The sequence below is a fragment of the Lysinibacillus sphaericus genome, from assembly GCF_002982115.1.
In the GTDB taxonomy this organism is placed as follows: Bacteria; Bacillota; Bacilli; order Bacillales_A; family Planococcaceae; genus Lysinibacillus; species Lysinibacillus sphaericus.
In genome coordinates, this window is sequence record NZ_CP019980.1 from 4,421,570 (window position 1) to 4,442,786 (window position 21,217).

A 21,217-nucleotide genomic window follows, 5' to 3' on the forward strand; every position below is an offset into this window, starting at 1 on the left:
CATTTCTTCATTCTTCACTATAGATAAATATTGATATAATTTTCTGACAATTTTATAATAGAGAGAATAGTTAGGAATCTTGAAAGGAGCTGTTGACATTTGAATAGAAAAATCGAAATGACCCTTGAGTCTTCACCAGTGAATGTCTCACACGATACGTATCGCCGAGAGTGCCAGTATACACGAGGAATTCATATTGAGGAACAGGAGTTTAAAGCCATTTTAAACTCGATGTGCCACGATTCGCGCCTATATTTTGATTTTCACAATCCACGTAAAGAGGTGAAAAAGGGAACTTATTTAAATGGACACTCCGGTTTAGCACGAAATATTTATGATTACTATAAAATTCATTACAACATTGAAGTAACTGACATTATAAACGGCAAAGACTTTTATGTAAAAATTATTTAACTGGGTGCCAGTCACTCAAACAATTCTCAAACAATTATCCTGAAAAACAAAAACTACACCATTACTTGTCTAGCAAGTTAGGTGTAGTTTTTAGTTTGCCAATTAATATCTTATTTCCACAATCCGTTTTGCACCATTTTTTCTTTATTACGGAAAGCAACTAAGACAGAAACAATATTCATGATTAACATAATTACAATAATATATAAAACAGCTGTGTAGCTTCCTGTGAAATCAAAAATATAGCCATACGCTGGAAGTGCAATAATTCCCGCTACTGCCAAACCGATTGAAACTGTCGAATAGATTTGACTGTAATTTTTATTACCAAATAAAGCAGAAGTAATAGCAGGCGCTAATGTTCCAATACAAGCTGTGACAAATCCGAAAAGACCAACAGCTACAACGATCGCAATTGTACTTTCAACAAAGAAGAGCAATAAAATCATAGACACTAAACCAATAGACATGGCGATAACAGTCGTATTTTTAGCACCAATTTTATCAATTAAATAACCGAAAATAATTGACCCTAACAGTACACCAACCATTAAAGCAGCCATCACATTACCAGTAAACTTCACACTAAATCCTTGATTTACAAGGTATGTTGGAATATGGATTGAAAAACTTGCTATTGATGTAATAATGAAGAAGAACAGAATTAACAATGAAAATGACAACGATTTTTTAGCATCCGCAAACGAAATTCCCGTATTGCTAGTATCCGTTTCTACTTTCTTCTCTACATTGTTATTGTCCACTGCACCATAAGGTAATAGCCCTTTTTCTTGTGGTGATTTTCTTAAAAATAGCATAATTGTTGGAACGATAATTATAATCGCTGCAACACCTACAATAATATATGCACTTCTCCAACCTTGAGTGGCAATTAAGTTACCAATTAAAGGTTGTGTAAACGCCCCGATTAAACCACCAGAAGCAGTAATAATACCTAATGCTAGTCCACTGCGTTGTTTAAACCATTGATTGACTAAAACAGGTCCTGCCAATACTGTAATTAATACGCCACCAACAGCTAATGGCATTGCAAGGATATACCATCCCCATACAGAGCTCATCATACCGAATAAAGCAAACGCACCCGCTTGTAAAATAATTGCAATGCTAAGTAACATACGTGTATCATACTTCGCCATTAACTTCCCGCCAATCGGTAAAAATACCATTGTAACGATAGATGAAATACTTAGATATAACGTTAAATTACCCAGACCTACACCAATGTCTTCAGATACTGGTGATAGGAATAGTCCTGCCGAACTGTTTAATCCTGACTTTGCTAAACCAACTGAAATACATAAACCTAGTAATACTAGCCATGCAAAGTGAAGCCTTTTCTTATTAGCACTCATTTCTCTATTTCTCCTTTTATATAAACGACTTTATTTTACACAAAACGTCAAATTTCGCCATTTGGATACCAATTGGCACATATGCAATGATTGAAAAGATATTTTGTTATATATTTGCATTACTTAACTTGTCCATTAGCTTAAGCTATTGCACATGGTTCAAGTAAGAACTACTTCATAAAAAGAATGAACGGCTTCCTTGTTTAAAGAACAAATGCAGAGGAATCCTTGTACATAGATTGTCTCCAAAAAGCTACTACTTTCTTTTTATTAAGTCTGCGGTAGCTTACTTGTCATAATTCTGCAAGCGAATTCGCAGTTGACCATTTATCCTCTAAAACCGCGCTGTATTAGACTTTATCCTGCTTTCTTGCCACATAATCACCTCCAATAAATGTGAAACTTTTGTGACCTGCAATTTATTTTAACATTAAACTGTTTAATATTAAATTAATTAATTTCACAGAAAATTTATTTATTGAACGAGAAATACTTGCCATAACATTTTCTCTCTAATTGAAAATTTATTTTTGCAATTTCAATATTGATTACGTAGGTAGTTCTAACTAACATCAGTAAAAATTGAAAATAATTCTTTACTACTTCCAGTTAAAATAACTATAATCAATCTTAATAACTAGTTTAAAGGTAAACAATCCCCTTAATTAGTGATTAATTACTATTTAAAAATAATAAATTAAACAGGAGGTCTTCAGTGCAATATGATTGAGCAATTAAAATTAATGGACTTGAAAAATAAAAACAAGCTGATGCTTTTCACTTATTTAGCTTCGACAATTTTAGGTTTACTCGGTACATTATCTTTAAAACCGGATTTTTGGATTATCTTTTTCTATAGTGTTCAAATAATTTTTTATCCTTTGTTATACATAGTCAGTAACCGATATAAAAAAGAGTATGTCTTCCCCTACTTGATAGTAATCATTATGAATATCTTTAATATTAGTTTAGTCATGATTTATGGTGGGGAATTATCCACTGCTCTTTCTATTTTTTTCTTTGCTATCTTCTCTGCTGTTCAATTTAATGCCAAAATATTTAGCATCGGCTATAGTTTAGGATTTATAACGCTTGGTTTAATTTATCTCTTCCCTAAACCTGAATTTGCTAGTGAAAAAATGACTTCTTTTGTTATCATTTATTTGTTTATTGGATTTCTGTTAACAATCTTAATACGTATGAATCAAAATCAATTTAAAAAGTTACAAGCTTATAGTGAAATCGCAGAAGCTGATGCAAAAACAAAAGAAGAACATAAACTTCATTTAGAACGGGAAATCGCTATTATTGCTGAAAGCATTAGTAAAATTAACGAAAAAGTTCAATTTGGTTTAAGATCGCAAGAGGAAATTCAACTAGCCATGAATGAAGTTTCATCAGGGAGTATGTTACAAAGTGAGCAAATATCTAAAATAGCGGACAGTGCACAAAGTAACTTAGCAGCAATCCATTCTATGAATGACATAACAGTTCGTTTAATAGATGACTCTATTCAATCTAGCAACTTAGCGGTTGAAGGACAAAATAAAATAAATCATCTTACAACAGAGATGAATAGTCTGCAAAATGTGATAACCAACTTAAGTGAAAACTTTAAAACTTTAACGGAAAAAATTGAAGAAACAAATCAGTTTGCCAATGATATTCAACAAATAACAGAACAGACAAATTTATTGGCATTAAATGCTTCTATTGAGGCGGCTCGTGCTGGGGATGATGGAAAAGGATTCTCTGTTGTGGCGCAAGAAATACGAAATTTAGCGGATTTAACGAATAATCTTACTGTCAAAATCAGTGAAAATTTAACGGATGTCAATACAACGAATAAATTAGCACAGGTGAACATGACAAAAAGTAGCGACACATTGCATCAAAGTGTCGAATCTACAAAGTTAGTTAATTCAAACTTTATTCAATTAAGCGATATTTTACATTCATTAAAAATAAAATTTAATGAATTTGAGCATTTATCAAATGAAGTAGCTGTGAACAGCAAAAATGTTGACTCGTCGACAAATGATTTTGCTGCCATTATTGAGGAAGCCACTGCCACCTTACAACAAATGAATGCATCAATTGAAAACATCACAGCTGACAACCATATTATTGCAAAGTACATTGATGACACCGCCAAAAGCACTGAAAACATAAAAAATACTTATTGACTGTACAAAAGAGAAAAAGTGCTAGATTGACTTCAATCTAACACTTTTTTGCTATGTTTGTTATGTTCGAAACTTATTTTTACAAGCCTATAAGTCCGAAACTTGTGCACTAACCGCTTTATTATTATACATTTCTGTATCCAACTCTTTCGTTACACGTGCTGTGGTAACACCTGCTGTCATTGACCCACTTACATTTAGAGCCGTACGCCCCATGTCGATTAATGGCTCAATTGAAATCAAAATACCGGCAAGTGCAACTGGTAGGTGAAGCGCTGATAGCACAAGGATAGCTGCAAATGTTGCACCACCACCAACACCTGCTACACCGAACGAACTTATTGCTACCACTGCAATAACTGTAATGATAAATACAGGATCAAGTGGATTAATGCCGACAGTTGGTGCAATCATAATTGCAAGCATTGCAGGATATACACCAGCGCAACCGTTTTGACCAATTGATAAACCAAATGAACCTGCGAAGTTTGCTATCCCCTCTGGTACACCGAGTCTACCAGTTTGCGTTTTAATATTCATAGGTAAAGTCCCCGCACTTGAACGTGAAGTGAAGGCAAATAACAGTGTTTCAAGTGATTTTTTTAAATACGTAAACGGATTTAGACCGCTTAATGAAATAATTAGTAAATGAACAAGGAACATAATAATTAACGCAACGTAAGAAGCAATAACAAATTTACCTAAGTTGTAAATTGCCCCAAAATCAGATGTTGCGACCGTGCGTGCCATAATGGCTAAAATACCATATGGTGTTAAGCGTAAAACAATTGTTACAACACCCATTACTAATGCATGCACTGCATCAATGCCTTTTTTAATGGTTGCAGCCATCTCACTATCTTTACGTGCGACACGTAAATAAGCAAAACCTAAAAATGCTGCAAATATAACAACTGCAATTGTAGATGTTGAACGAGCACCTGTTAAATCAAGGAATGGATTCGCTGGGAATAATTCTATAATTTGCGTTGGTAAATCAGGTGCAGTCATGCCCGTTGTCTTTTCTTCTATATATGCCCCACGCTCTGTTTCAGCGTCGCCTTGCATAATTTGAGTAGCATCTAAATCAAATATTGTAGCCGAAAGAATCCCTACTGCGGCTGATACTGCTGTAGTACCGATTAAAATTGCTAAAATTAAAGCGGCCATTTTGCCAAAATTTTTGCCAATTGTCATTTTCGTAAAGGCAATCAAAATAGAAATAAATACTAGAGGCATTGCCACCATTTGTAACAGTTTCACATAACCCGTACCAATAATGTTGTACCAAGATGTTGTCTTGGTTAAAACTTCTGAGTCAATACCGTAAAACAATTGCAGCCCTAGACCTAGTGCGATACCTAAACCTAGACCAGCAAAAACACGATTTGAGAATTTCACGTGTTTTTTATTCATAATAACTAAAATTCCAACGCAGGCAAGTAACAGTGCTACGTTCAGAATGACTTGTAAAGTTGACAATAGAAAGCCTCCTAAGATGTTTTATTAGAATGTAAATCGAATTATATACCTATAATACCTATTATTCAAGTATGTTTTATTAAGATTAAGATTTTTAAACATGTAAGCGGTTCAATTTCTTTGATTTAACAATTGAAAAGGACTAAAATCAAATTAGTTTAATAGTAAACTTATATTGAAAGAGGGGAATAATTATGGGTAAATTGCAAAATAAAGTGGCTATTATTACAGGTAGTGGAGCAGGAATCGGTAAAGAAATTGCGCGTAAATATGCACAAGAAGGGGCAAAAGTTGTTATTGCTGACTTCAATGAGGACGCATTAAATGCTACTGTGAATGAGTTTAATGAAGCTGGTTTTGAGGCATTTGGTGTCAAAGTAAATGTTGCGGTAGAAGAAGATATTCAAAAAATGATGGCTACTACGGTGGCTCATTTTGGTCGTATAGATATTTTAGTCAATAATGCCGGAGTTGGTGACAATATGCAGGCGGCGGCAAATGTTGAAGATGCGGTTTGGCAACGTGTGATGGACATTAATGTAAGTGGTGTGATGCGAGCTATTCGACAAGTATTACCAATATTCATTGAAAATGGCGGTGGAACAATTGTCAACATTGCTTCCATTGCTGGATTAACAGGTGGTCGCGGTGGACTAGCTTATACTACAGCGAAACACGCAGTTGTAGGTATGACAAAAAATATTGCCTCCCACTACGGTTCACAAAATATCCGTTGCAACGCAATTGCACCTGCACATGTAGAAACTGGCTTTGCAGCAGCCATGACGAATGTAGATCCATTTGGTATGCAACAATCTGTACGCGGTGTGCAACTTATGCCAAAAGCTGGTCAAGTTTCAGATATTGCTAATATTGCCCTATTTTTAGCTTCTGAAGATTCCGGCCTTATTAACGGTGTCGCTTTAGCGGCAGATGCTGGCTGGAGTGCTTACTAATAAAAAGCCTACCTCGTTTATATAAGACGAGGTAGGTTTTTATGTTGTTCGCGGGTATCTCTCTGTTCCGCGGGTAATCTACCCTATTTCGCGGGTATTCCACACTATTTCGCGGGTATTTCCTTCTGTTCCGCGGGTAAACTACTCTATTTCGCGGATATCTCTCTGTTCCGCGGGTAAACTACTCTATTTCGCGGGTATCCCTCTGTTCCGCGGGTATACCATACTATTTCGCGGGTATTTCCTTCTGTTCCGCGGGTAAACTACTCTATTTCGCGGATATTCCTCTTTATTCCGCGGGTAATTCACCCTACATCTTAAAAATCTAATGTATAAGGTAGGTTGCTTTGTCATTAATTAAATAACAGCTTCCACATATCTTTTTGCATTCCTTTTTTAATCGTGCTACTGCATCGGATAGTTGGTCAACTGAAGTAAATTGCTGGTATTCATTTGTAATAACAGCAATAGATAACGAAGTACATGTAAAACGCTCTAATTTTCCAGTCCTATTAGGAACTTGTAATTTTACTAAATCCTCTAGTTCATAAAAATCAATAATTTGCGCATCAAACTCTTCTATAATCGTTTGACAGATGATTGCGACTTCATAGTGTGGGAGTATAGCAACAAAATCATCGCCACCTATATGCCCTAAAAAATCTTCTCCAGCTGCAATATTTCTTTTGAGAACATCTGTTAAATACAGTAAAATTTTGTCTCCTTTATTAAAACCATAGGTGTCATTATACGTTTTAAAGTGATCCAAATCAAAATAAATGAGACTATATTTTTCAAGATGTAATGCAGCTTGTAATTTTTCTTCTATTAATTTATTACCAGGTAAGCTTGTTAGTGGGTTTAAAAAACTTGCAATCGCTACTTGCGTCTCTACAAGCTTTAACAACAGTTCTCTAATACTGACCACACCGAAATAGACACCTTTTTTAATAACAATAATATCATCATATAGGTCCTCTGCACGTCGGCCCATCGCCTCCGTGCTGACTTCAATAATAGGTGTGTCATAATCTACAATTAGAGGATTATCTTTAATAATCAGCTGGTTTTGTCGACCCATAAATAAATTATAGCCATAGCGTGTACCAATTTTTTGATAGAAATGTGTGCGGGTAATATGTCCAATTGGACTGCCATCTCGTACAACAACAACACTTCGCAATGATGGATTGCTTGTAAAAAGTATATCTACATCTTTGTTTTTCACAAATTCATCAATACTAGGAACGTTTTCTGTGACTTCTCCTATCTGCATGGTCATCCACCCTTAATTCCCCCAATTGAATGTCTTTTGATGGCCTCCCTAACGCATACCCTTGTGCATAATGGATGCCAATGTCTTGCAAATAATTGATCTCCTCTTGCCGTTCTATGCCTTCTGCTATAATTTTTGTTCCAGCTTGCTCCGCATATTTCATAAGCAATGTAACAAGCTGCTGCTGCTCACTGTTTTTATCGATATATTGAATTAACGAACGATCCAACTTAATAAATTCAGGTTTTAAATAAATCAATGTTTTTAAACTATTATAGCCGGACCCCATATCATCCACTGCAATTCGATAACCCTGCGAACGATAATGTGATAATACCCTTTCGAACTCTACAAAATCTAACACAGCGCTGCGTTCTGTTAACTCAAAGACTACCTGCTGTGGTTTAATACCGAGCTCTTTTAGCAGTTGTAATGTTTCTCCACTATTATATTTTTTATCCAGTAATACATTAGGGTGGATATTAAGAAATAGGATATAATCTTGGTTCAGTAACTCCCCGTGAAGGCGCTCTTTGAAGCGTTGCAATGATAGGTTACGACAAAAGCATTCAAATAAAAACACGCAATCCGTTTGCCCTACAAATTCATAAAATTGATCGACACTGTTAAATAAATCAGAGGGCGTTGGTCTATTTAATGCCTCAAATCCCATTGTTTGCTCTGTTTGTAAATCTACAATCGGTTGAAAAAAAGTATGTAAATCTTTTGTTTCGATAATTTTATTTAATGCTTTTAAACGTTTTATATATAAAGTATTACTTTGATGCTGTTCATATAGATGATTTAAATATAAGAATAAATTGCTTGTCTTTACGCTTTGTCTCACAACAGACTCCATTTTTTGCACCTCTTAAATTGGTTATTAGTATCCATTGTAAGCTTTAATTGTAAACGCTCTGTGAAGTAGTTGTAAAAAGAACGAAGTTGATTTCAGAATCATCAAGTGAAGGGATTGTACATGAACATAGTTATTTTTTGAACATAGGCTCTATGGAAACAATAAAATTTGCAATAAAAGACAATAACTATATTCATTTATCTTAAAATGATGGTACGATACTTAATAATAAATTACTGGAAAGGTAGCTAGATTCCATAATGAACGTAAAAAACTTTTTGCAATTGCCGATTACAAAGGATTTTACAGTCGTTGCAGGTAGCAACGGTTTACATAAACCTGTCCAAAATGTTGAAATTCTAGATTTTGAATTTTCGCCTGATATTCACACTGTTCGAGAAACGATATTTACACCAAATAGTGTAATCCTTAGTAGCTTATTATTTGCAAAACAACAGCCTGATTATTTAGTAAATGCTGTAAAAAATCTGATTCAGTTAGAAGCAAGCGCTTTAGCATATAAACCCGTTATTTATAACGAACTACCAGAGGAAGTACTCGCCTTAGCAAATGCACATCATTTCCCAATACTGCGATTTGGTGGGGATGAATTTTTTGAAAAAATTATTTTAGAAACAATGGCTTATGCAAAAACGCAAGACTATACATTCTTTTTAGAAACCATTATGAAACGTCTCATTAACGAAGATGTCTCTGCAGAACAAATCACATCTTTTTTACAACAATTGAACAAACCATTTGAAAAATATGTATTCGTAGCGAATTTTCAAATGCAAGCCGTATCGAATGCACAATGGATGCAACCTTTTTTGCAATTGGAACCACTATTAAAAACAGGCGTTATTTGTAAATATAAAAATAGCCTCTTTATCTTAATGACCAATCTATCACAGCATTTTCAATTTGAAAAATTTCTTAATGAATGGCTTACAATGTATGATATTTCGACAGACAAACTGACTGTTGGCTATAGCCAGGTGCATAGCACACAAATGGCACTTCACCTTGCAGTACGGGAAGCTTTCGCTGCCCGCTTAATGGCAGAAATTGATATGACCCCTACTTGTCATTACACACAGCTTGGTTCTGATAGTTTGCTTATTGAGCTACATCGCAAAGATCCTCAATTTGCCATGCATTATGTAAAAAACTATCTAGGGCCCTTACTTGATGAAAAGGTTGATACCGATTTCATCAATACCGCAATCACGTATATCGCAAAAAAGGGTAACATAAAAGAAGTAGCAGTTGCGCACTTCTGCCATCCAAATACTATCCGATATCGCATGACAAAAATCCGCCAATTGGTAGCACCGCAAGATAATGATTATGTTTTTTATGAACGCTTATCAGCAGCCGTTAAATTGTACTTATTACATAGCAAAATAGCAGAATAAATATTCGCTTTGGAATAAGTACAAAAAAACGCCTGAAAGTTTAGAAACAAAGTCAAAATATTTTCTTCCTTCTCATGCTATTCTTATTGGAGTTAGGAGGAAGAAAGATGAAACAATACATAGCTGATGGCATGTTGCTTACAACCGCTATCGTTTGGGGTAGTGGGTTTGTTGTTACAGCCATTGCACTAGAATATTTAACTGCTTATCAAGTGATGGCAGGAAGATTTATATTAGCTTCGATTATACTAACCGTCATTTTTGGATACAAATTAAAAAAAGCAACAAAATCAGTCGTTTGGAAAGGTGTTTTACTAGGCACGATATTGTATATTGCCTTTGCCCTTCAGACAGTTGGTTTACAATATACGACTCCCTCTAAAAATGCATTTTTAACCGCTGTTAATGTAATCGTTGTTCCACTTATTGCTTATGCCGTCTATAAACGCCGAATCGATGGTTACGAAATCATTGGCTCTATTATAGCGCTTGTTGGAATTGGCTGTTTATCATTACAAGGTTCCCTCACAATGAATATAGGAGATGCCCTTTCTCTAGCATGTGCTGTTGCCTTTGCTTTCGATATTTTTTGTACAAACCTTTTTGTACAAAAGGAAGATGCAATCGCTCTTACCATTGTGCAGTTTATAACAGCATCCGTTTTGGGTATCTTGGTCGTCGTCAGTCAAGGCGATATCCCTACTAATCTTGAAAAAGAAGCAATCTATTCAATCATTTATTTAGGGATTTTTTCAACTACTATTGCGTACCTTTTTCAAAATGTGGCCAATCAATATACAACTGCTACAAAGGCAGCCATTATCTTGTCAACAGAATCCTTTTTCGGTATGGTGCTTTCGGTAATATTTTTGCATGAAGTACTGACAGGCAGAATGGTGATAGGCGCAGTATTAATTTTACTAGCTATTTTAATTGCGGAAGTAAAACCCGCCTATCCAAAAAAGCGGATGATGAATAACTGACCTTAACGCTCACCTATAAATAGTTTCAGTGTTTACTGAAGCTATTTTTTATTTTGCATAACTGGTTATCATACTTGTCGTAATACCCACTACTAACACAGTAATTATGGAAAGGATTAATGTATTAGAAGATAATAGAAACCCACCTAAAACAATAACAATCGAATCAATAAAAAAAATAAGAATCCCCACATTAATGCCTGTTTTATCACTTAAAAACTGTGCAACTAGATCTGTTCCACCAGTGCTTGTCTGAAAGCGAAGCATTAAGCCGATGCCAAAACCTACTAAAATCCCTCCAAAAATTGCGCTATAAATCGCATCGATTTGAATTATATTTCTTATAGGCCTCAACAGGTCAATGATAAAAGACGAGCCAATTAACCCATGTACACTATTATAGAAATAAGCTCTGTATTTAAACCAAGCTATAACAAATATTGGAATGCTTAAAATAATAATCATAAGTCCGATTTTTAGCTGATACAAATAGTACAAAATAAGCGCAACCCCTACAACGCCTCCGTCTAGTATTTGGTACGGTGTTAGAAATAGATTAATGCCTAATGATATACAGATACTACCTATTATGATGACCAAGCCTTTCTTCAGAAAAAACATACAACCCCCCTCCGAGACTAAGCATGTCTTATAGTATGAAAAAATTGATTTGAACATGTTTGTGGACTTTAGCTAACCACCAAGAGCGTGGGGCAAAAGAGAAAAGGTGTTAGATTGATGGCAGTCAATCTAACACTTTTTTGCTGTGCCATTGTTGTTCCCTTCGGCGGTGCTTTCCGCAGGCATACACGTAAGCCGCAACCCTCGCTAACGCGCGGAATGCCAGCGTCTTACGATGTGTGCGTTCCCACAGGAGTCACGCCTTCGCTACCAACAACAAGTGAACCCTTCTAAATTTTTAACACCTTTCCTCTGTTCATTAAAGGGATATTTAGATTGAAGACAGAAGCTGAACTAGCCTCCTACCTTATTAATTTGAGGAGAGATGTATTACTTGCCAAGGAGCTAAAAAATATAGATGCAGAAGAGATTATGCAACAACTAAATCATGCTATCCTAGAAAAAAGAAACACTATCCAAACTAAAGGATAGCGTCCCTTTTTATAAGTTGAAAACTTTAATTTGCACATGCTTTTACCAACAAAATAATAACGATGATCATGATAATGGAACCAATATTAACTAAACACCCTTTGCTAGGTGAACCAGTATGCGCTTGTGCCGATGCACTGTTCAAAGCACCTCCAGGGTTTTTTCGCTGTTCTTTCGCTTTTAAATTTTCTCGTTCTTGTTCTGACATGAAAGCCCCCCTTTTTTCAAATTGAACTTCCTCTTCCTTCTTCATAGTATCATTTCCAACAACCAATTCTGCATAAAATCAGAATATTCATTATTTAACTATATTGCAGATTAATGAAGAGAAAAGATAAAATGTTTAGACTTCGCAATTTTTAATTTAAAAAATATTCTATTGAAATATATATGTATTGGTTATATACTACAATCGATAGTGATAATCATTATCAATTATTTTGTTAATAGGAGTGTTATTCTAATATGAATTCAAAGCGTTACTTTTCATTATTTACAATGTTATTTATAGCTATTTTTTCTTTAGCTTTAGCTGGATGTGCAGAAAAAGAGTCCGGTGCTGCATCTAGTGATTCAAAACCAGAATCCGATGCTAGTGATACACAGTATCCAATTGTTATTAAGCACGCTTTTGGAGAAACTGTAATCGATAAAAAACCTGAACGCGTTGCAACGATTGCTTGGGCAAACCATGATGTCGCATTAGCACTTGGTGTTGTGCCAGTGGGCTTCTCTGCTGCAAACTACGGCGTACAGGATGATAGTGGTATGCTGCCATGGACAGCTGACAAGTTAAAAGAGTTAGGTGAAGAAAATCCTAATATTTATCAAGATACGGATGGTTTAGATTTTGAGGCAATTGCTGATTCAAATCCAGATGTAATCTTAGCTGCCTATTCAGGTATTACACAAGAAGACTACGATACATTAAGTCAAATTGCACCAGTTGTGGCGTACCCAGAAATTCCATGGGTTATTTCATGGCGCGACCAAATCCTATACAATGCAAAAGGTATGGGTATGGAAAAGGAAGGCAAACAATTGATTGCTGATACAGAGAAGTTAATTGCTGATAAGGCAAATGAATTACCAGAATTAAAAGGCAAAAAGGCTGTATTTGCTTCGTTCAATGCAACTGATTTATCTAAGTTTTATATTTATACGCCTGCAGATCCTCGTGGTGAATTTTTAGAGGAATTAGGTATGGAATATCCACCAAGTATTAAAGAGCAAGTAAAAGATGACTCTAGCTTCTATATTGAGTTAAGTGCTGAAAATGCAGATGCTTTAAAGGATGCAGAAATTTTTATTACATATGGGGATGATAAAACTTTAGCTGCACTTCAAGCTGATCCTATTTTAGGAAAAGTGCCAGCAATCCAAAATGGTTCAGTCATTGTCATAACTGATAATACGCCATTAGCTGCCGCAGGTAATCCAAACCCATTATCAATTCAATATACAATTGACGAGTACTTAGCATTAATCTCTGATGTTGCGAAAAAGCTGAAATAATATGATGAATACTTCCGTTTCAGAAAATAAGCATGTATGGATGCCACGTAACTTCGGCAAGCTGATTATTTTGCTCGCCATATTGCTTTGTCTAAGTGTGATGGCATCGCTTATATTTGGTTCTCGGATGATTACTTGGACGCAACTTCTGGATGGTCTATTCCATTCAGAAGTCGCTTCTCATGAGGCAAGTGTTGTTCGACAAAGAGTTGTTCGAACAATTTTTTGTTTTATGTGTGGTGCCGCTTTAGGTGTATCGGGTGCATTAATGCAGTCTGTAACGCGCAATCCAATTGCGGACCCAAGTATACTAGGTGTAAATACAGGGGCATCCTTATTTGTTGTTTGTGGGATTGCCTTTTTTAATATTAGTTCCGCTAATCAATATATTTGGCTGGCCATCGCAGGTGCAATGCTTACCGCTATTTTTGTCTTTACTGTTGGTTCAATCGGGAGTGGCGGCGCAACACCAATCAAACTCGTCTTAGCCGGCGCTGCTACAAGTGCCATACTGTCTTCACTCGTTGTGGCCGTTATGATTCCACGTACGAAAGTAATGGACCAATTTAGATTTTGGCAAGTTGGTAGTGTAGGTTCTGGTAGCTGGGATCATATCTCACTGTTTATCCCATTTTTAATAGTTGGACTTTGTATTGCTATCTTTTCTGCGCCAGCATTGAATGCGCTAGCATTAGGAGATGATGTAGCGACTGGCTTAGGTGTTAAAACGGGGACAATTCGCCTGCTCGCTTCATTTGGCGGTGTGTTATTGTGTGGTGTGGCAACAGCATTAGCTGGACCCATTGGGTTTATCGGTTTGTTAGCGACGCATTTAATTCGATTAATTATTGGCCCAGACGTGCGCTATGTTATTCCACTTTCAGCATTTGCTGGGGCAATTATTTTAACCATTGCTGATGTGTGTGGAAGACTATTAGGGAGTCCGAGCGAGCTTGAAGTAGGTATTGTAACTGCCTTCATTGGAGCTCCCCTATTAATTTTTATTACAATGAAAGCGAAAATGCGTGCATTATGATGAATGAAACAATGATGTCTATTTATAATTCAAGAATGAAACGAAAACGTCGTTTCCTACTTATGACATGTTTGCTAGCAATTATTTCAATTGTACTTATGGGTTTGATGCTCATGTTAGGCAATACCATTTATCCAGTAAAAGATGTTGTCAGCGTACTTTTAGGTGAGAATGTCAAAGGCGCTTCCTTTGCAATCGGCACAATCAGATTACCCCGAATGATTGTCGGACTATTTGCTGGCTTTGCATTTGGTGCTGGTGGCTACATTTTCCAAACAATGTTGCGCAATCCATTAGCCAATCCAAATGTAATTGGTATCACTGCTGGGTCAAGTGCTGCTGCTGTTTTTTGTATTATTGTCCTGCATGCGAGTAATGCACTTGTCTCGATTGCCTCAGTAGTTGGCGGTCTTTTAACTGCTATCGTTATTTTTATTTTATCTAAAGGTAGCTCTTTTTCAATTGGTCGATTAATTTTAATCGGTATCGGTATTCAAGCAATGTTAAATGCGTTTATTTCTTATTTAATGGTTATTGGTAATACGCATGACCTACCTTCTGCTATGCGTTGGTTAAGTGGCAGTTTGAATGGGGCGAAAATGGAAAACCTCTATCCATTAATCATAGCTGTTTTAATTTGCACACCCATTGTTCTTTGTTTGGCTAGTCGATTAGAAATATTAGAGCTTGGCGAACTAGCAGCGACATCACTCGGTGTTGCTCCAAACAAAACGAGGTTGGTGCTATTACTTAGCTCGGTTTTAATGATTGCGTTAGCTACAGCAGCTGCGGGACCAATTGCCTTTGTTGCATTTCTAGCAGGTCCTATTGCCAAAAAGATTGTTGGTGTAGGCTTTTCAAATATCGTGCCTGCAGGCTTAATTGGCGTTATTTTAGTATTGGCCGCAGATTTAATCGGTCAGTTTGCATTCGATACCAGATATCCTGTTGGCGTAATTACGGGGATTATTGGTGCACCGTATTTAATTTATTTATTAATTCGTATCAATCGAAAAGGAGATTTATAATATGAAGCCAACACATACATTTCGAGCAGAGCAAATTACTGCTGGTTACGACAATAAAACGATTTTACAAGACGTTAGTGTAACGATTCCTAGCAATAAAATAAGCATAATTATCGGAGCCAACGGTTGTGGAAAATCTACGCTACTAAAAACGATGGCACGACTCATTACGCCGACTTCAGGGCAAGTAACGTTAGATGGGCAAGCTATTCAAAAAATGCCACCGAAGCAACTTGCCAAAATACTAGGCTTATTACCACAAAGCCCTATCGTTCCAGAAGGAATAACAGTTGCGGATTTAGTTGGTAGAGGGCGCTTCCCCCATCATAGCTTTTTAAAAGGTTGGTCTAAAAAAGATTATGAGGCTGTCGCAGAAGCGATGGAAATGATGAACATTACAGAATTTGCTGATCGCCATATTGATGAATTATCAGGTGGGCAAAGACAGCGCGTATGGATTGCCATGGCATTAGCGCAGCAAACAGATATTTTATTTTTAGATGAGCCAACAACGTACTTAGATATTACGTACCAAGTAGAAATTTTAGATTTACTGACAGATTTAAATCGTAAATATGGCACAACGATTGTCATGGTGTTACACGACATTAACTTATCAGCACGTTATGCAGATTATATATTTGCCCTACATGAAGGGAAGCTCGTGGCAGAAGGACCACCATCTGACATTATTACTAATTCATTAATTAAAGATATATTCGCACTCGACTGTATGGTAATCGAAGACCCCGTTTCGAACTCACCATCCGTCGTGCCAATCGGACGACACCACAACCACATTGACAGCATAGCGCTGAAAGCAAAATCATGCTAACGAAATCGCAAGCCGTTTTATTGACAAGACAAGGGAAATTGAACAGAAGTTTGACGCTTGTTTCATTTCCCTTGTCTTGTTTCTTTTCTCATTAAACAATGCCACCTCCTTTTATCAGGAAGTGGCATTGTTTGATTTAAATTTCCCCTTGCATTGGGTCATTTTTATGCTTTGGCCCAATCATGTTAAATAAAATATTAAGAATAATCGCTGTGACCGAACCACAGACGATACCATTTGACGTAAGAACTGATACGTATGATGGCAATGATGCGAAAATATCAGGAACTACTGATACACCAACGCCAAGACCCACTGCAATCGCTGCAATCATTGCATTTTCCGCTGATTCGTTCATAACAGGTACAAGCATCCCCATACCTTGTGTAATCACCATACCGAACATCGCCAACATTGCCGCACCAAGTACTGGTGTTGGAATAATTGTTGTGAGTGCTGCAATTTTTGGTAGGAAACCAAGTGCTACTAGTAAACCACCTGTGATGTAGATGACTTTGCGATCTTTGACGCCTGACATACGCGTTAGTCCTACGTTTTGTGAGAATGTAGTATATGGGAAGGCATTGAAAATACCACCAATAACAGAAGCAAGACCTTCTGAACGATAACCACGTGCTAAATCTTTTGAATCTAGTTTTTTATTGCAAATATCGCTCAGTGCAAAATAGACACCGGAAGATTCTACTAAAGAAACCATCGCGACAAGCGTCATCGTTAAAATCGCAGTCGCATCAAACGTCGGCATTCCGAAATAGAACGGTTGAACCATATGGAATACACCCGCATCTGACACTGGACTGAAATCCACTTTGCCCATAAATGCGCCGAGCACTGTACCAACAACTAAGCCAATTAAAATTGAAATCGCACGCACAAAGCCTGTAGTAAAACGGTAAACGACTAAAATAATTACTAATGTAATAAATGCTAAAGCAACATTAGAACTCGATGCAAAGTCTTCTGCACCTTGTCCACCCGCCATATTGTTCAATGCAACTGGTAATAAAGAGATACCAATAATGGACACAACAGAACCTGTTACAACTGGTGGGAAGAATTTTACAAGCTTACCGAAAAAGCCTGCAATGACCATAACGATTAAACCTGATGCAATAATGGAGCCATAAATGTCTGTAATACCTTGTTCAGGGTTTGTCCCAATTGCAATAATTGGACTTACTGCTGTAAAGGTACATCCTAGAACTACTGGTAAACCAATACCGATAAATTTACCTGAATACACTTGAAGTAATGTTGCGATCCCACACATCATAATGTCAATCGCTACTAAATAAGTCATTTGCTTTGAATCAAAACCTAAAGCGCCACCAATAATAAGCGGAACTAAAATCGCACCTGCATACATCGCAAGTAAATGTTGAATAGCTAGCGTCGTTGACTTAAAGGCATTCATTACGCGCGATCCTCCGTTGCAAATGTTACTTTGCCGTCTTCTAAAGAATCCACAATTGCTAATGATTCAACGCGAACACCTTGCTCACGTAATAATTTACCACCGTCTTGGAAGCCTTTTTCAATCACGATGCCGACACCGACAACATGAGCCCCTGCTTGCGCTGCAATATCTAGTAAGCCTTTTACCGCTTCACCATTTGCTAAGAAATCGTCAACAATTAAAACATTGTCATCTTCACTTAAAAAATTACAAGATACTGAAATATCATTCGTTTCGTTTTTTGTGAAAGAATGTACTTTTGACGAATAGAGATTGTCTGATAATGTTAAAGATTTACGTTTACGGGCAAATACTACCGGTGCACCGATTTCAAGACCTAACATTACAGAAGGTGCAATTCCTGAAGATTCAATTGTTAGCACTTTTGTAATAATTTCATCAGAGAAGCGATTTGCAAACTCGTGCCCAATTTCTTTCATAAGCTGTGGATCGATTTGATGATTTAAAAAAGAATCAACTTTTAATACAGACGAAGATAAAACTTTACCTTCCTGCATAATTTTGTCATGTAATAACTTCATTGCTGCTTTTCCTTCTTTCATAAAATAATAAAAACGCTGAATACTTTGATTCCATTCATCTACGAGTGGAGCAAGGCATTCAGCGTAAAAACGTCGAAACTAATAGAAAACATCATCGCTAGTATGAGTTTTTCTAAAGCAATGCTACCCATAGTCGATTCATTTACGGTAAATCGGTAGAAACTTACGAGCCATATTCTCGCTATTATATGAGTGAAACAGTATTAAGCTGGTTGAACTTTCTTATTATAAATATCCATTTTTATAATTTCAATATGAATATGCATAATAAGCAGATGCATATCTTCTTTCGGCAGATGCTTATATCTACCACTGAAAAAAGTTTAAATTTTCGGAATTTAATGGTATTTACACATTATTTCATGGTAAACGTTCGTGTTTTGCAATCAATGCTCTGATTATATCAGACTATTTTCGACCTTGCTAGTCATTATTTAGATAAATGGAAAGGTACTGTCATAATGACGACATTTTTGTGAAATAACAGCGATGTACGAATTAATAGACTCGATTGATTGTGTAGCATATGATGCCAACCTTTCTTCGGTAAAAACTGTGGAATGACCACAGTTACTTGATAGCCCGTTTTCGCATATTGGTGTTCTACCTTATCAATAAATTTTTTTAAAGGTTGCGTAATGCTTCGATATGGCGAATAGTACGTAACGAGACGTATATCGGGTTGCCATGCCTTCCACTTCTCTTCAAAAGCTTTGGCATCAGCCTGATCAAATGCTACATAAAAGGCTATAATTTTTTCTACATTCAATGATTGCACATAATGCAGTGAATTTTCTACCACTTTCGTAATCCCCGCTACCGGTACAATAAAAACATTTCCATCTACTATCGGCAATGCTTCTCCATTTAGTCGTAGTTGCTCTCCGACTGCATTGTAATGTTGCTTAATGCGATGGAACATCCAAATAATCATTGGTAAAAAGATAAATACTGGCCATACTTGAGGTAATTTTGTAACAAAGAACATCATCGCCACTACAAAGGAAATGGCTGCACCTATTGTATTTATAACGAATTTCATCACCCAACCATTTGGCTTTTCACGCCACCATTTTCGCATCATTCCAGTCTGCGCTAATGTAAATGGTATAAAGACACCTACTGCATAAAGAGGAATTAAATGCTCTGTAGCACCATCGAACAACACAATAAGGACAATCGCTGCTAATCCGAGCATCATAATCCCGTTAGAATAGCCAAGGCGATCTCCACGAATTTGAAAAATTCTTGGTATAAAGCCGTCTCTTGATAAATTGACTGCGAGTAAAGGGAAGGCTGAATAACCCGTATTGGCAGCAAGCACTAAAATCATAGCTGTCGTACCTTGCACGATATAATAAAATACATTGCGTCCAACACTCGCTTCGGCAATTTGTGAGACAACCGTTGCCTGAGCGTTCGGTACAACTCCGTAGAAATAGGCTAAGCCCACAATACCAATAAACAGCACGGCTAATATACTCCCCATTGCTAATAGCGTTTTCGCTGCATTATTTGGTGCAGGGCTTTTAAAATTCGGAATAGCATTGGATATCGCTTCTACGCCCGTCAATGCCGAGCTTCCTGAAGCAAAAGCCTTTAATAATAAAAACAAACTAATGCCCGCAACTGGCGTCCCGATTTTTGGATGCAACTCAGCAGGAACTTGCCCCGTTGCGACGTTATAGATACCTATTCCAATAAGCATTAACATCACAACAACGAACAAATATACGGGATACGCTAAAACGGATGCTGATTCTGTAACACCACGTAAATTTAATAGTGTTAGGCAAATAACAAAAAACACTGCAATCGGTACATTATAAGCATGTAAACTTGGGAATGCTGATGTAATAGCATCTGTCCCCGCAGAAACACTTACTGCAACCGTTAAAATATAATCAACGAGTAATGACCCACCCGCTACAAGACCTGCATTAACGCCTAAGTTTTCGCGGGACACAACATATGCTCCACCACCATGTGGATAGGCGAAAATAACTTGTCGATAGGATAACGTGAGTGCCACAAGTAGCACCACTACGCCTGCTGCAATCGGTAACGAATACCAAAAGGCAACCGTACTTACTGTCATGAGCACAAGTAAAATTTGCTCTGGTCCGTATGCTACTGATGACAATGCATCAGATGATAATATAGCCAATGCCTTTGTTTTACTAAGCTTTTGTTCCCCTAATGCATCGGATCTCAATGGTTTACCGATAACATAACGTTTGAATGAGGATTTCATTTTTAACACCTTCTAGATTTTTAGAGTGTGTTTCGCCTTTCTAAATCAATTACACCTTTGCATAATTGCTCTTTCTAGCTACTGGGGCTTTGGGTGCCAAATGACAACAAAAAACGTCTACAAGTCATCACTAAATACGACTTGTAGACGTTGTAACGTCTGACAAGCTCCAACTTTTCTGCTCTTAACGCTTACGAGGTTAGCTGTCGGATTCGGGCCTGAGTAGCCCTACTCTTGTAAAGAGATTCACCCCAAGAATTGTAGAGACAATCCATCAAAATTGGGTCCCCCGCGTTTAGTTGCTTCAGCGATTTAGAAATTTGAAACTTTTATAATGATGTCATATTACGCCTGTATTAAAAAAAAGTAAAGAACAGATTATACGGTTTTCGTAAATTTTTTCCTTATATGTAGAAGCCCATTACTGGTATACGTTTCGGATTATT

General features: G+C 36.8%; 19 protein-coding genes and 2 riboswitches. Of the genes, 10 read left to right on the forward strand and 9 right to left on the reverse strand.

Features of this window, described 5'->3' with window-relative positions:
- The first annotated feature begins 99 nt into the window (after positions 1-99).
- Positions 100-414, forward strand: a complete 315-nt coding sequence (locus LS41612_RS21620) for a hypothetical protein (RefSeq protein ID WP_024360850.1) — start codon at positions 100-102, stop codon at positions 412-414.
- 110 nt (positions 415-524) lie between these two features.
- Here LS41612_RS21620 and LS41612_RS21625 read toward each other — a convergent pair whose 3' ends face one another.
- On the reverse strand, positions 525-1,790 hold the full coding sequence (locus LS41612_RS21625; RefSeq protein ID WP_024360849.1) for an MFS transporter: 1,266 nt from the start codon (positions 1,788-1,790) through the stop codon (positions 525-527).
- A gap of 722 nt (positions 1,791-2,512) precedes the next feature.
- On the opposite strand from LS41612_RS21625, the gene LS41612_RS21630 reads away from it, so the two are divergent.
- Positions 2,513-3,976, forward strand: coding sequence for a methyl-accepting chemotaxis protein (locus LS41612_RS21630; RefSeq protein WP_024360848.1), 1,464 nt, complete (start codon positions 2,513-2,515; stop codon positions 3,974-3,976).
- A gap of 87 nt (positions 3,977-4,063) precedes the next feature.
- On the opposite strand, the gene LS41612_RS21635 is transcribed toward LS41612_RS21630, so the two are convergent.
- On the reverse strand, positions 4,064-5,458 hold the full coding sequence (locus LS41612_RS21635) for an L-cystine transporter (RefSeq protein WP_024360847.1): 1,395 nt from the start codon (positions 5,456-5,458) through the stop codon (positions 4,064-4,066).
- Positions 5,459-5,652: 194 nt separating this feature from the next.
- On the opposite strand from LS41612_RS21635, the gene LS41612_RS21640 reads away from it, so the two are divergent.
- Positions 5,653-6,414: a glucose 1-dehydrogenase gene (locus LS41612_RS21640; protein WP_024360846.1), complete on the forward strand. Its 762-nt coding sequence runs from the start codon at positions 5,653-5,655 to the stop codon at positions 6,412-6,414.
- 325 nt (positions 6,415-6,739) lie between these two features.
- Here LS41612_RS21640 and LS41612_RS21645 read toward each other — a convergent pair whose 3' ends face one another.
- The gene (locus tag LS41612_RS21645; RefSeq protein WP_024360845.1) at positions 6,740-7,690 is read right to left on the reverse strand and encodes a GGDEF domain-containing protein; all 951 of its coding nucleotides are present in this window, start codon (positions 7,688-7,690) and stop codon (positions 6,740-6,742) included.
- Positions 7,656-8,549 carry an EAL domain-containing protein gene (locus tag LS41612_RS21650; protein ID WP_024360844.1) on the reverse strand — a complete coding sequence of 298 codons (894 nt, stop codon included), beginning with the start codon at positions 8,547-8,549 and terminating at the stop codon, positions 7,656-7,658. Before LS41612_RS21650 ends, LS41612_RS21645 begins: the two co-directional genes overlap by 35 nt.
- A 260-nt stretch (positions 8,550-8,809) precedes the next feature.
- Here LS41612_RS21650 and LS41612_RS21655 point away from each other — a divergent pair, with 260 nt between their 5' ends.
- Both LS41612_RS21655 and LS41612_RS21660 read left to right on the forward strand, forming a co-directional pair.
- Complete coding sequence (locus tag LS41612_RS21655; protein WP_024360843.1) at positions 8,810-9,967, forward strand: PucR family transcriptional regulator; 1,158 nt, start codon at positions 8,810-8,812, stop codon at positions 9,965-9,967.
- A 107-nt stretch (positions 9,968-10,074) separates the two neighbouring features.
- Positions 10,075-10,950 (forward strand): DMT family transporter, encoded by an 876-nt coding sequence (locus LS41612_RS21660; RefSeq protein ID WP_024360842.1) that lies wholly within the window; start codon positions 10,075-10,077, stop codon positions 10,948-10,950.
- Positions 10,951-10,998: 48 nt separating this feature from the next.
- Here LS41612_RS21660 and LS41612_RS21665 read toward each other — a convergent pair whose 3' ends face one another.
- The gene (locus LS41612_RS21665) at positions 10,999-11,571 is read right to left on the reverse strand and encodes a YitT family protein (protein ID WP_024360841.1); all 573 of its coding nucleotides are present in this window, start codon (positions 11,569-11,571) and stop codon (positions 10,999-11,001) included.
- 336 nt (positions 11,572-11,907) lie between these two features.
- On the opposite strand from LS41612_RS21665, the gene LS41612_RS23260 reads away from it, so the two are divergent.
- Complete coding sequence (locus LS41612_RS23260) at positions 11,908-12,063, forward strand: hypothetical protein (RefSeq protein ID WP_158694869.1); 156 nt, start codon at positions 11,908-11,910, stop codon at positions 12,061-12,063.
- A 25-nt stretch (positions 12,064-12,088) separates the two neighbouring features.
- Here the strand turns inward: LS41612_RS23260 and LS41612_RS21670 are convergent, their stop codons facing one another.
- Positions 12,089-12,271 (reverse strand): DUF6366 family protein, encoded by a 183-nt coding sequence (locus LS41612_RS21670; protein WP_024360840.1) that lies wholly within the window; start codon positions 12,269-12,271, stop codon positions 12,089-12,091.
- Between the two features lie 257 nt (positions 12,272-12,528).
- Between LS41612_RS21670 and LS41612_RS21675 the strand changes: the two genes are divergently transcribed.
- Genes LS41612_RS21675 through LS41612_RS21690 form a run of 4 tightly spaced genes read left to right on the forward strand, consistent with a single transcriptional unit; the run spans position 12,529 to position 16,477 of the window.
- On the forward strand, positions 12,529-13,578 hold the full coding sequence (locus LS41612_RS21675) for an iron-siderophore ABC transporter substrate-binding protein (RefSeq protein ID WP_024360839.1): 1,050 nt from the start codon (positions 12,529-12,531) through the stop codon (positions 13,576-13,578).
- 1 nt (position 13,579) lies between these two features.
- Complete coding sequence (locus LS41612_RS21680) at positions 13,580-14,614, forward strand: FecCD family ABC transporter permease (protein WP_024360838.1); 1,035 nt, start codon at positions 13,580-13,582, stop codon at positions 14,612-14,614.
- Positions 14,611-15,642: a FecCD family ABC transporter permease gene (locus LS41612_RS21685; RefSeq protein WP_024360837.1), complete on the forward strand. Its 1,032-nt coding sequence runs from the start codon at positions 14,611-14,613 to the stop codon at positions 15,640-15,642. The genes LS41612_RS21680 and LS41612_RS21685 overlap by 4 nt, the downstream gene beginning before the upstream one ends.
- Before the next feature lies 1 nt (position 15,643).
- Positions 15,644-16,477, forward strand: a complete 834-nt coding sequence (locus tag LS41612_RS21690; RefSeq protein ID WP_024360836.1) for an ABC transporter ATP-binding protein — start codon at positions 15,644-15,646, stop codon at positions 16,475-16,477.
- A 136-nt stretch (positions 16,478-16,613) separates the two neighbouring features.
- Here LS41612_RS21690 and LS41612_RS21695 read toward each other — a convergent pair whose 3' ends face one another.
- From LS41612_RS21695 to kimA, 3 genes are all read right to left on the reverse strand, one after another.
- The gene (locus tag LS41612_RS21695) at positions 16,614-17,912 is read right to left on the reverse strand and encodes a nucleobase:cation symporter-2 family protein (RefSeq protein WP_024360835.1); all 1,299 of its coding nucleotides are present in this window, start codon (positions 17,910-17,912) and stop codon (positions 16,614-16,616) included.
- Complete coding sequence (locus tag LS41612_RS21700) at positions 17,912-18,496, reverse strand: xanthine phosphoribosyltransferase (RefSeq protein ID WP_024360834.1); 585 nt, start codon at positions 18,494-18,496, stop codon at positions 17,912-17,914. The genes LS41612_RS21695 and LS41612_RS21700 overlap by 1 nt, the downstream gene beginning before the upstream one ends.
- A 131-nt stretch (positions 18,497-18,627) precedes the next feature.
- A riboswitch (purine riboswitch) is annotated at positions 18,628-18,729 on the reverse strand.
- A gap of 218 nt (positions 18,730-18,947) precedes the next feature.
- Entirely contained in the window at positions 18,948-20,771 is a 1,824-nt protein-coding gene (gene kimA, locus LS41612_RS21705; protein WP_024360833.1) for a potassium transporter KimA, read from the reverse strand.
- Between the two features lie 174 nt (positions 20,772-20,945).
- Positions 20,946-21,091: riboswitch (cyclic di-AMP (ydaO/yuaA leader) on the reverse strand.
- Between the last annotated feature and the right edge of the window lie 126 nt (positions 21,092-21,217).

What these genes read in the sequence shown, in the direction of transcription:
- LS41612_RS21625 (WP_024360849.1), bottom strand. Translation starts at nt 1,790, where the DNA reads ATGAGTGCTAATAAGAAAAGGCTTCACTTTGCATGGCTAGTATTACTA.
- LS41612_RS21630 (WP_024360848.1), top strand. Translation starts at nt 2,513, where the DNA reads ATGATTGAGCAATTAAAATTAATGGACTTGAAAAATAAAAACAAGCTG.
- LS41612_RS21640 (WP_024360846.1), top strand. Translation starts at nt 5,653, where the DNA reads ATGGGTAAATTGCAAAATAAAGTGGCTATTATTACAGGTAGTGGAGCA.
- LS41612_RS21645 (WP_024360845.1), bottom strand. Translation starts at nt 7,690, where the DNA reads ATGCAGATAGGAGAAGTCACAGAAAACGTTCCTAGTATTGATGAATTT.
- LS41612_RS21650 (WP_024360844.1), bottom strand. Translation starts at nt 8,549, where the DNA reads ATGGAGTCTGTTGTGAGACAAAGCGTAAAGACAAGCAATTTATTCTTA.
- LS41612_RS21655 (WP_024360843.1), top strand. Translation starts at nt 8,810, where the DNA reads ATGAACGTAAAAAACTTTTTGCAATTGCCGATTACAAAGGATTTTACA.
- LS41612_RS21660 (WP_024360842.1), top strand. Translation starts at nt 10,075, where the DNA reads ATGAAACAATACATAGCTGATGGCATGTTGCTTACAACCGCTATCGTT.
- LS41612_RS21665 (WP_024360841.1), bottom strand. Translation starts at nt 11,571, where the DNA reads ATGTTTTTTCTGAAGAAAGGCTTGGTCATCATAATAGGTAGTATCTGT.
- LS41612_RS21670 (WP_024360840.1), bottom strand. Translation starts at nt 12,271, where the DNA reads ATGTCAGAACAAGAACGAGAAAATTTAAAAGCGAAAGAACAGCGAAAA.
- LS41612_RS21675 (WP_024360839.1), top strand. Translation starts at nt 12,529, where the DNA reads ATGAATTCAAAGCGTTACTTTTCATTATTTACAATGTTATTTATAGCT.
- LS41612_RS21680 (WP_024360838.1), top strand. Translation starts at nt 13,580, where the DNA reads ATGATGAATACTTCCGTTTCAGAAAATAAGCATGTATGGATGCCACGT.
- LS41612_RS21685 (WP_024360837.1), top strand. Translation starts at nt 14,611, where the DNA reads ATGATGAATGAAACAATGATGTCTATTTATAATTCAAGAATGAAACGA.
- LS41612_RS21690 (WP_024360836.1), top strand. Translation starts at nt 15,644, where the DNA reads ATGAAGCCAACACATACATTTCGAGCAGAGCAAATTACTGCTGGTTAC.
- LS41612_RS21695 (WP_024360835.1), bottom strand. Translation starts at nt 17,912, where the DNA reads ATGAATGCCTTTAAGTCAACGACGCTAGCTATTCAACATTTACTTGCG.
- LS41612_RS21700 (WP_024360834.1), bottom strand. Translation starts at nt 18,496, where the DNA reads ATGAAGTTATTACATGACAAAATTATGCAGGAAGGTAAAGTTTTATCT.
- kimA (WP_024360833.1), bottom strand. Translation starts at nt 20,771, where the DNA reads ATGAAATCCTCATTCAAACGTTATGTTATCGGTAAACCATTGAGATCC.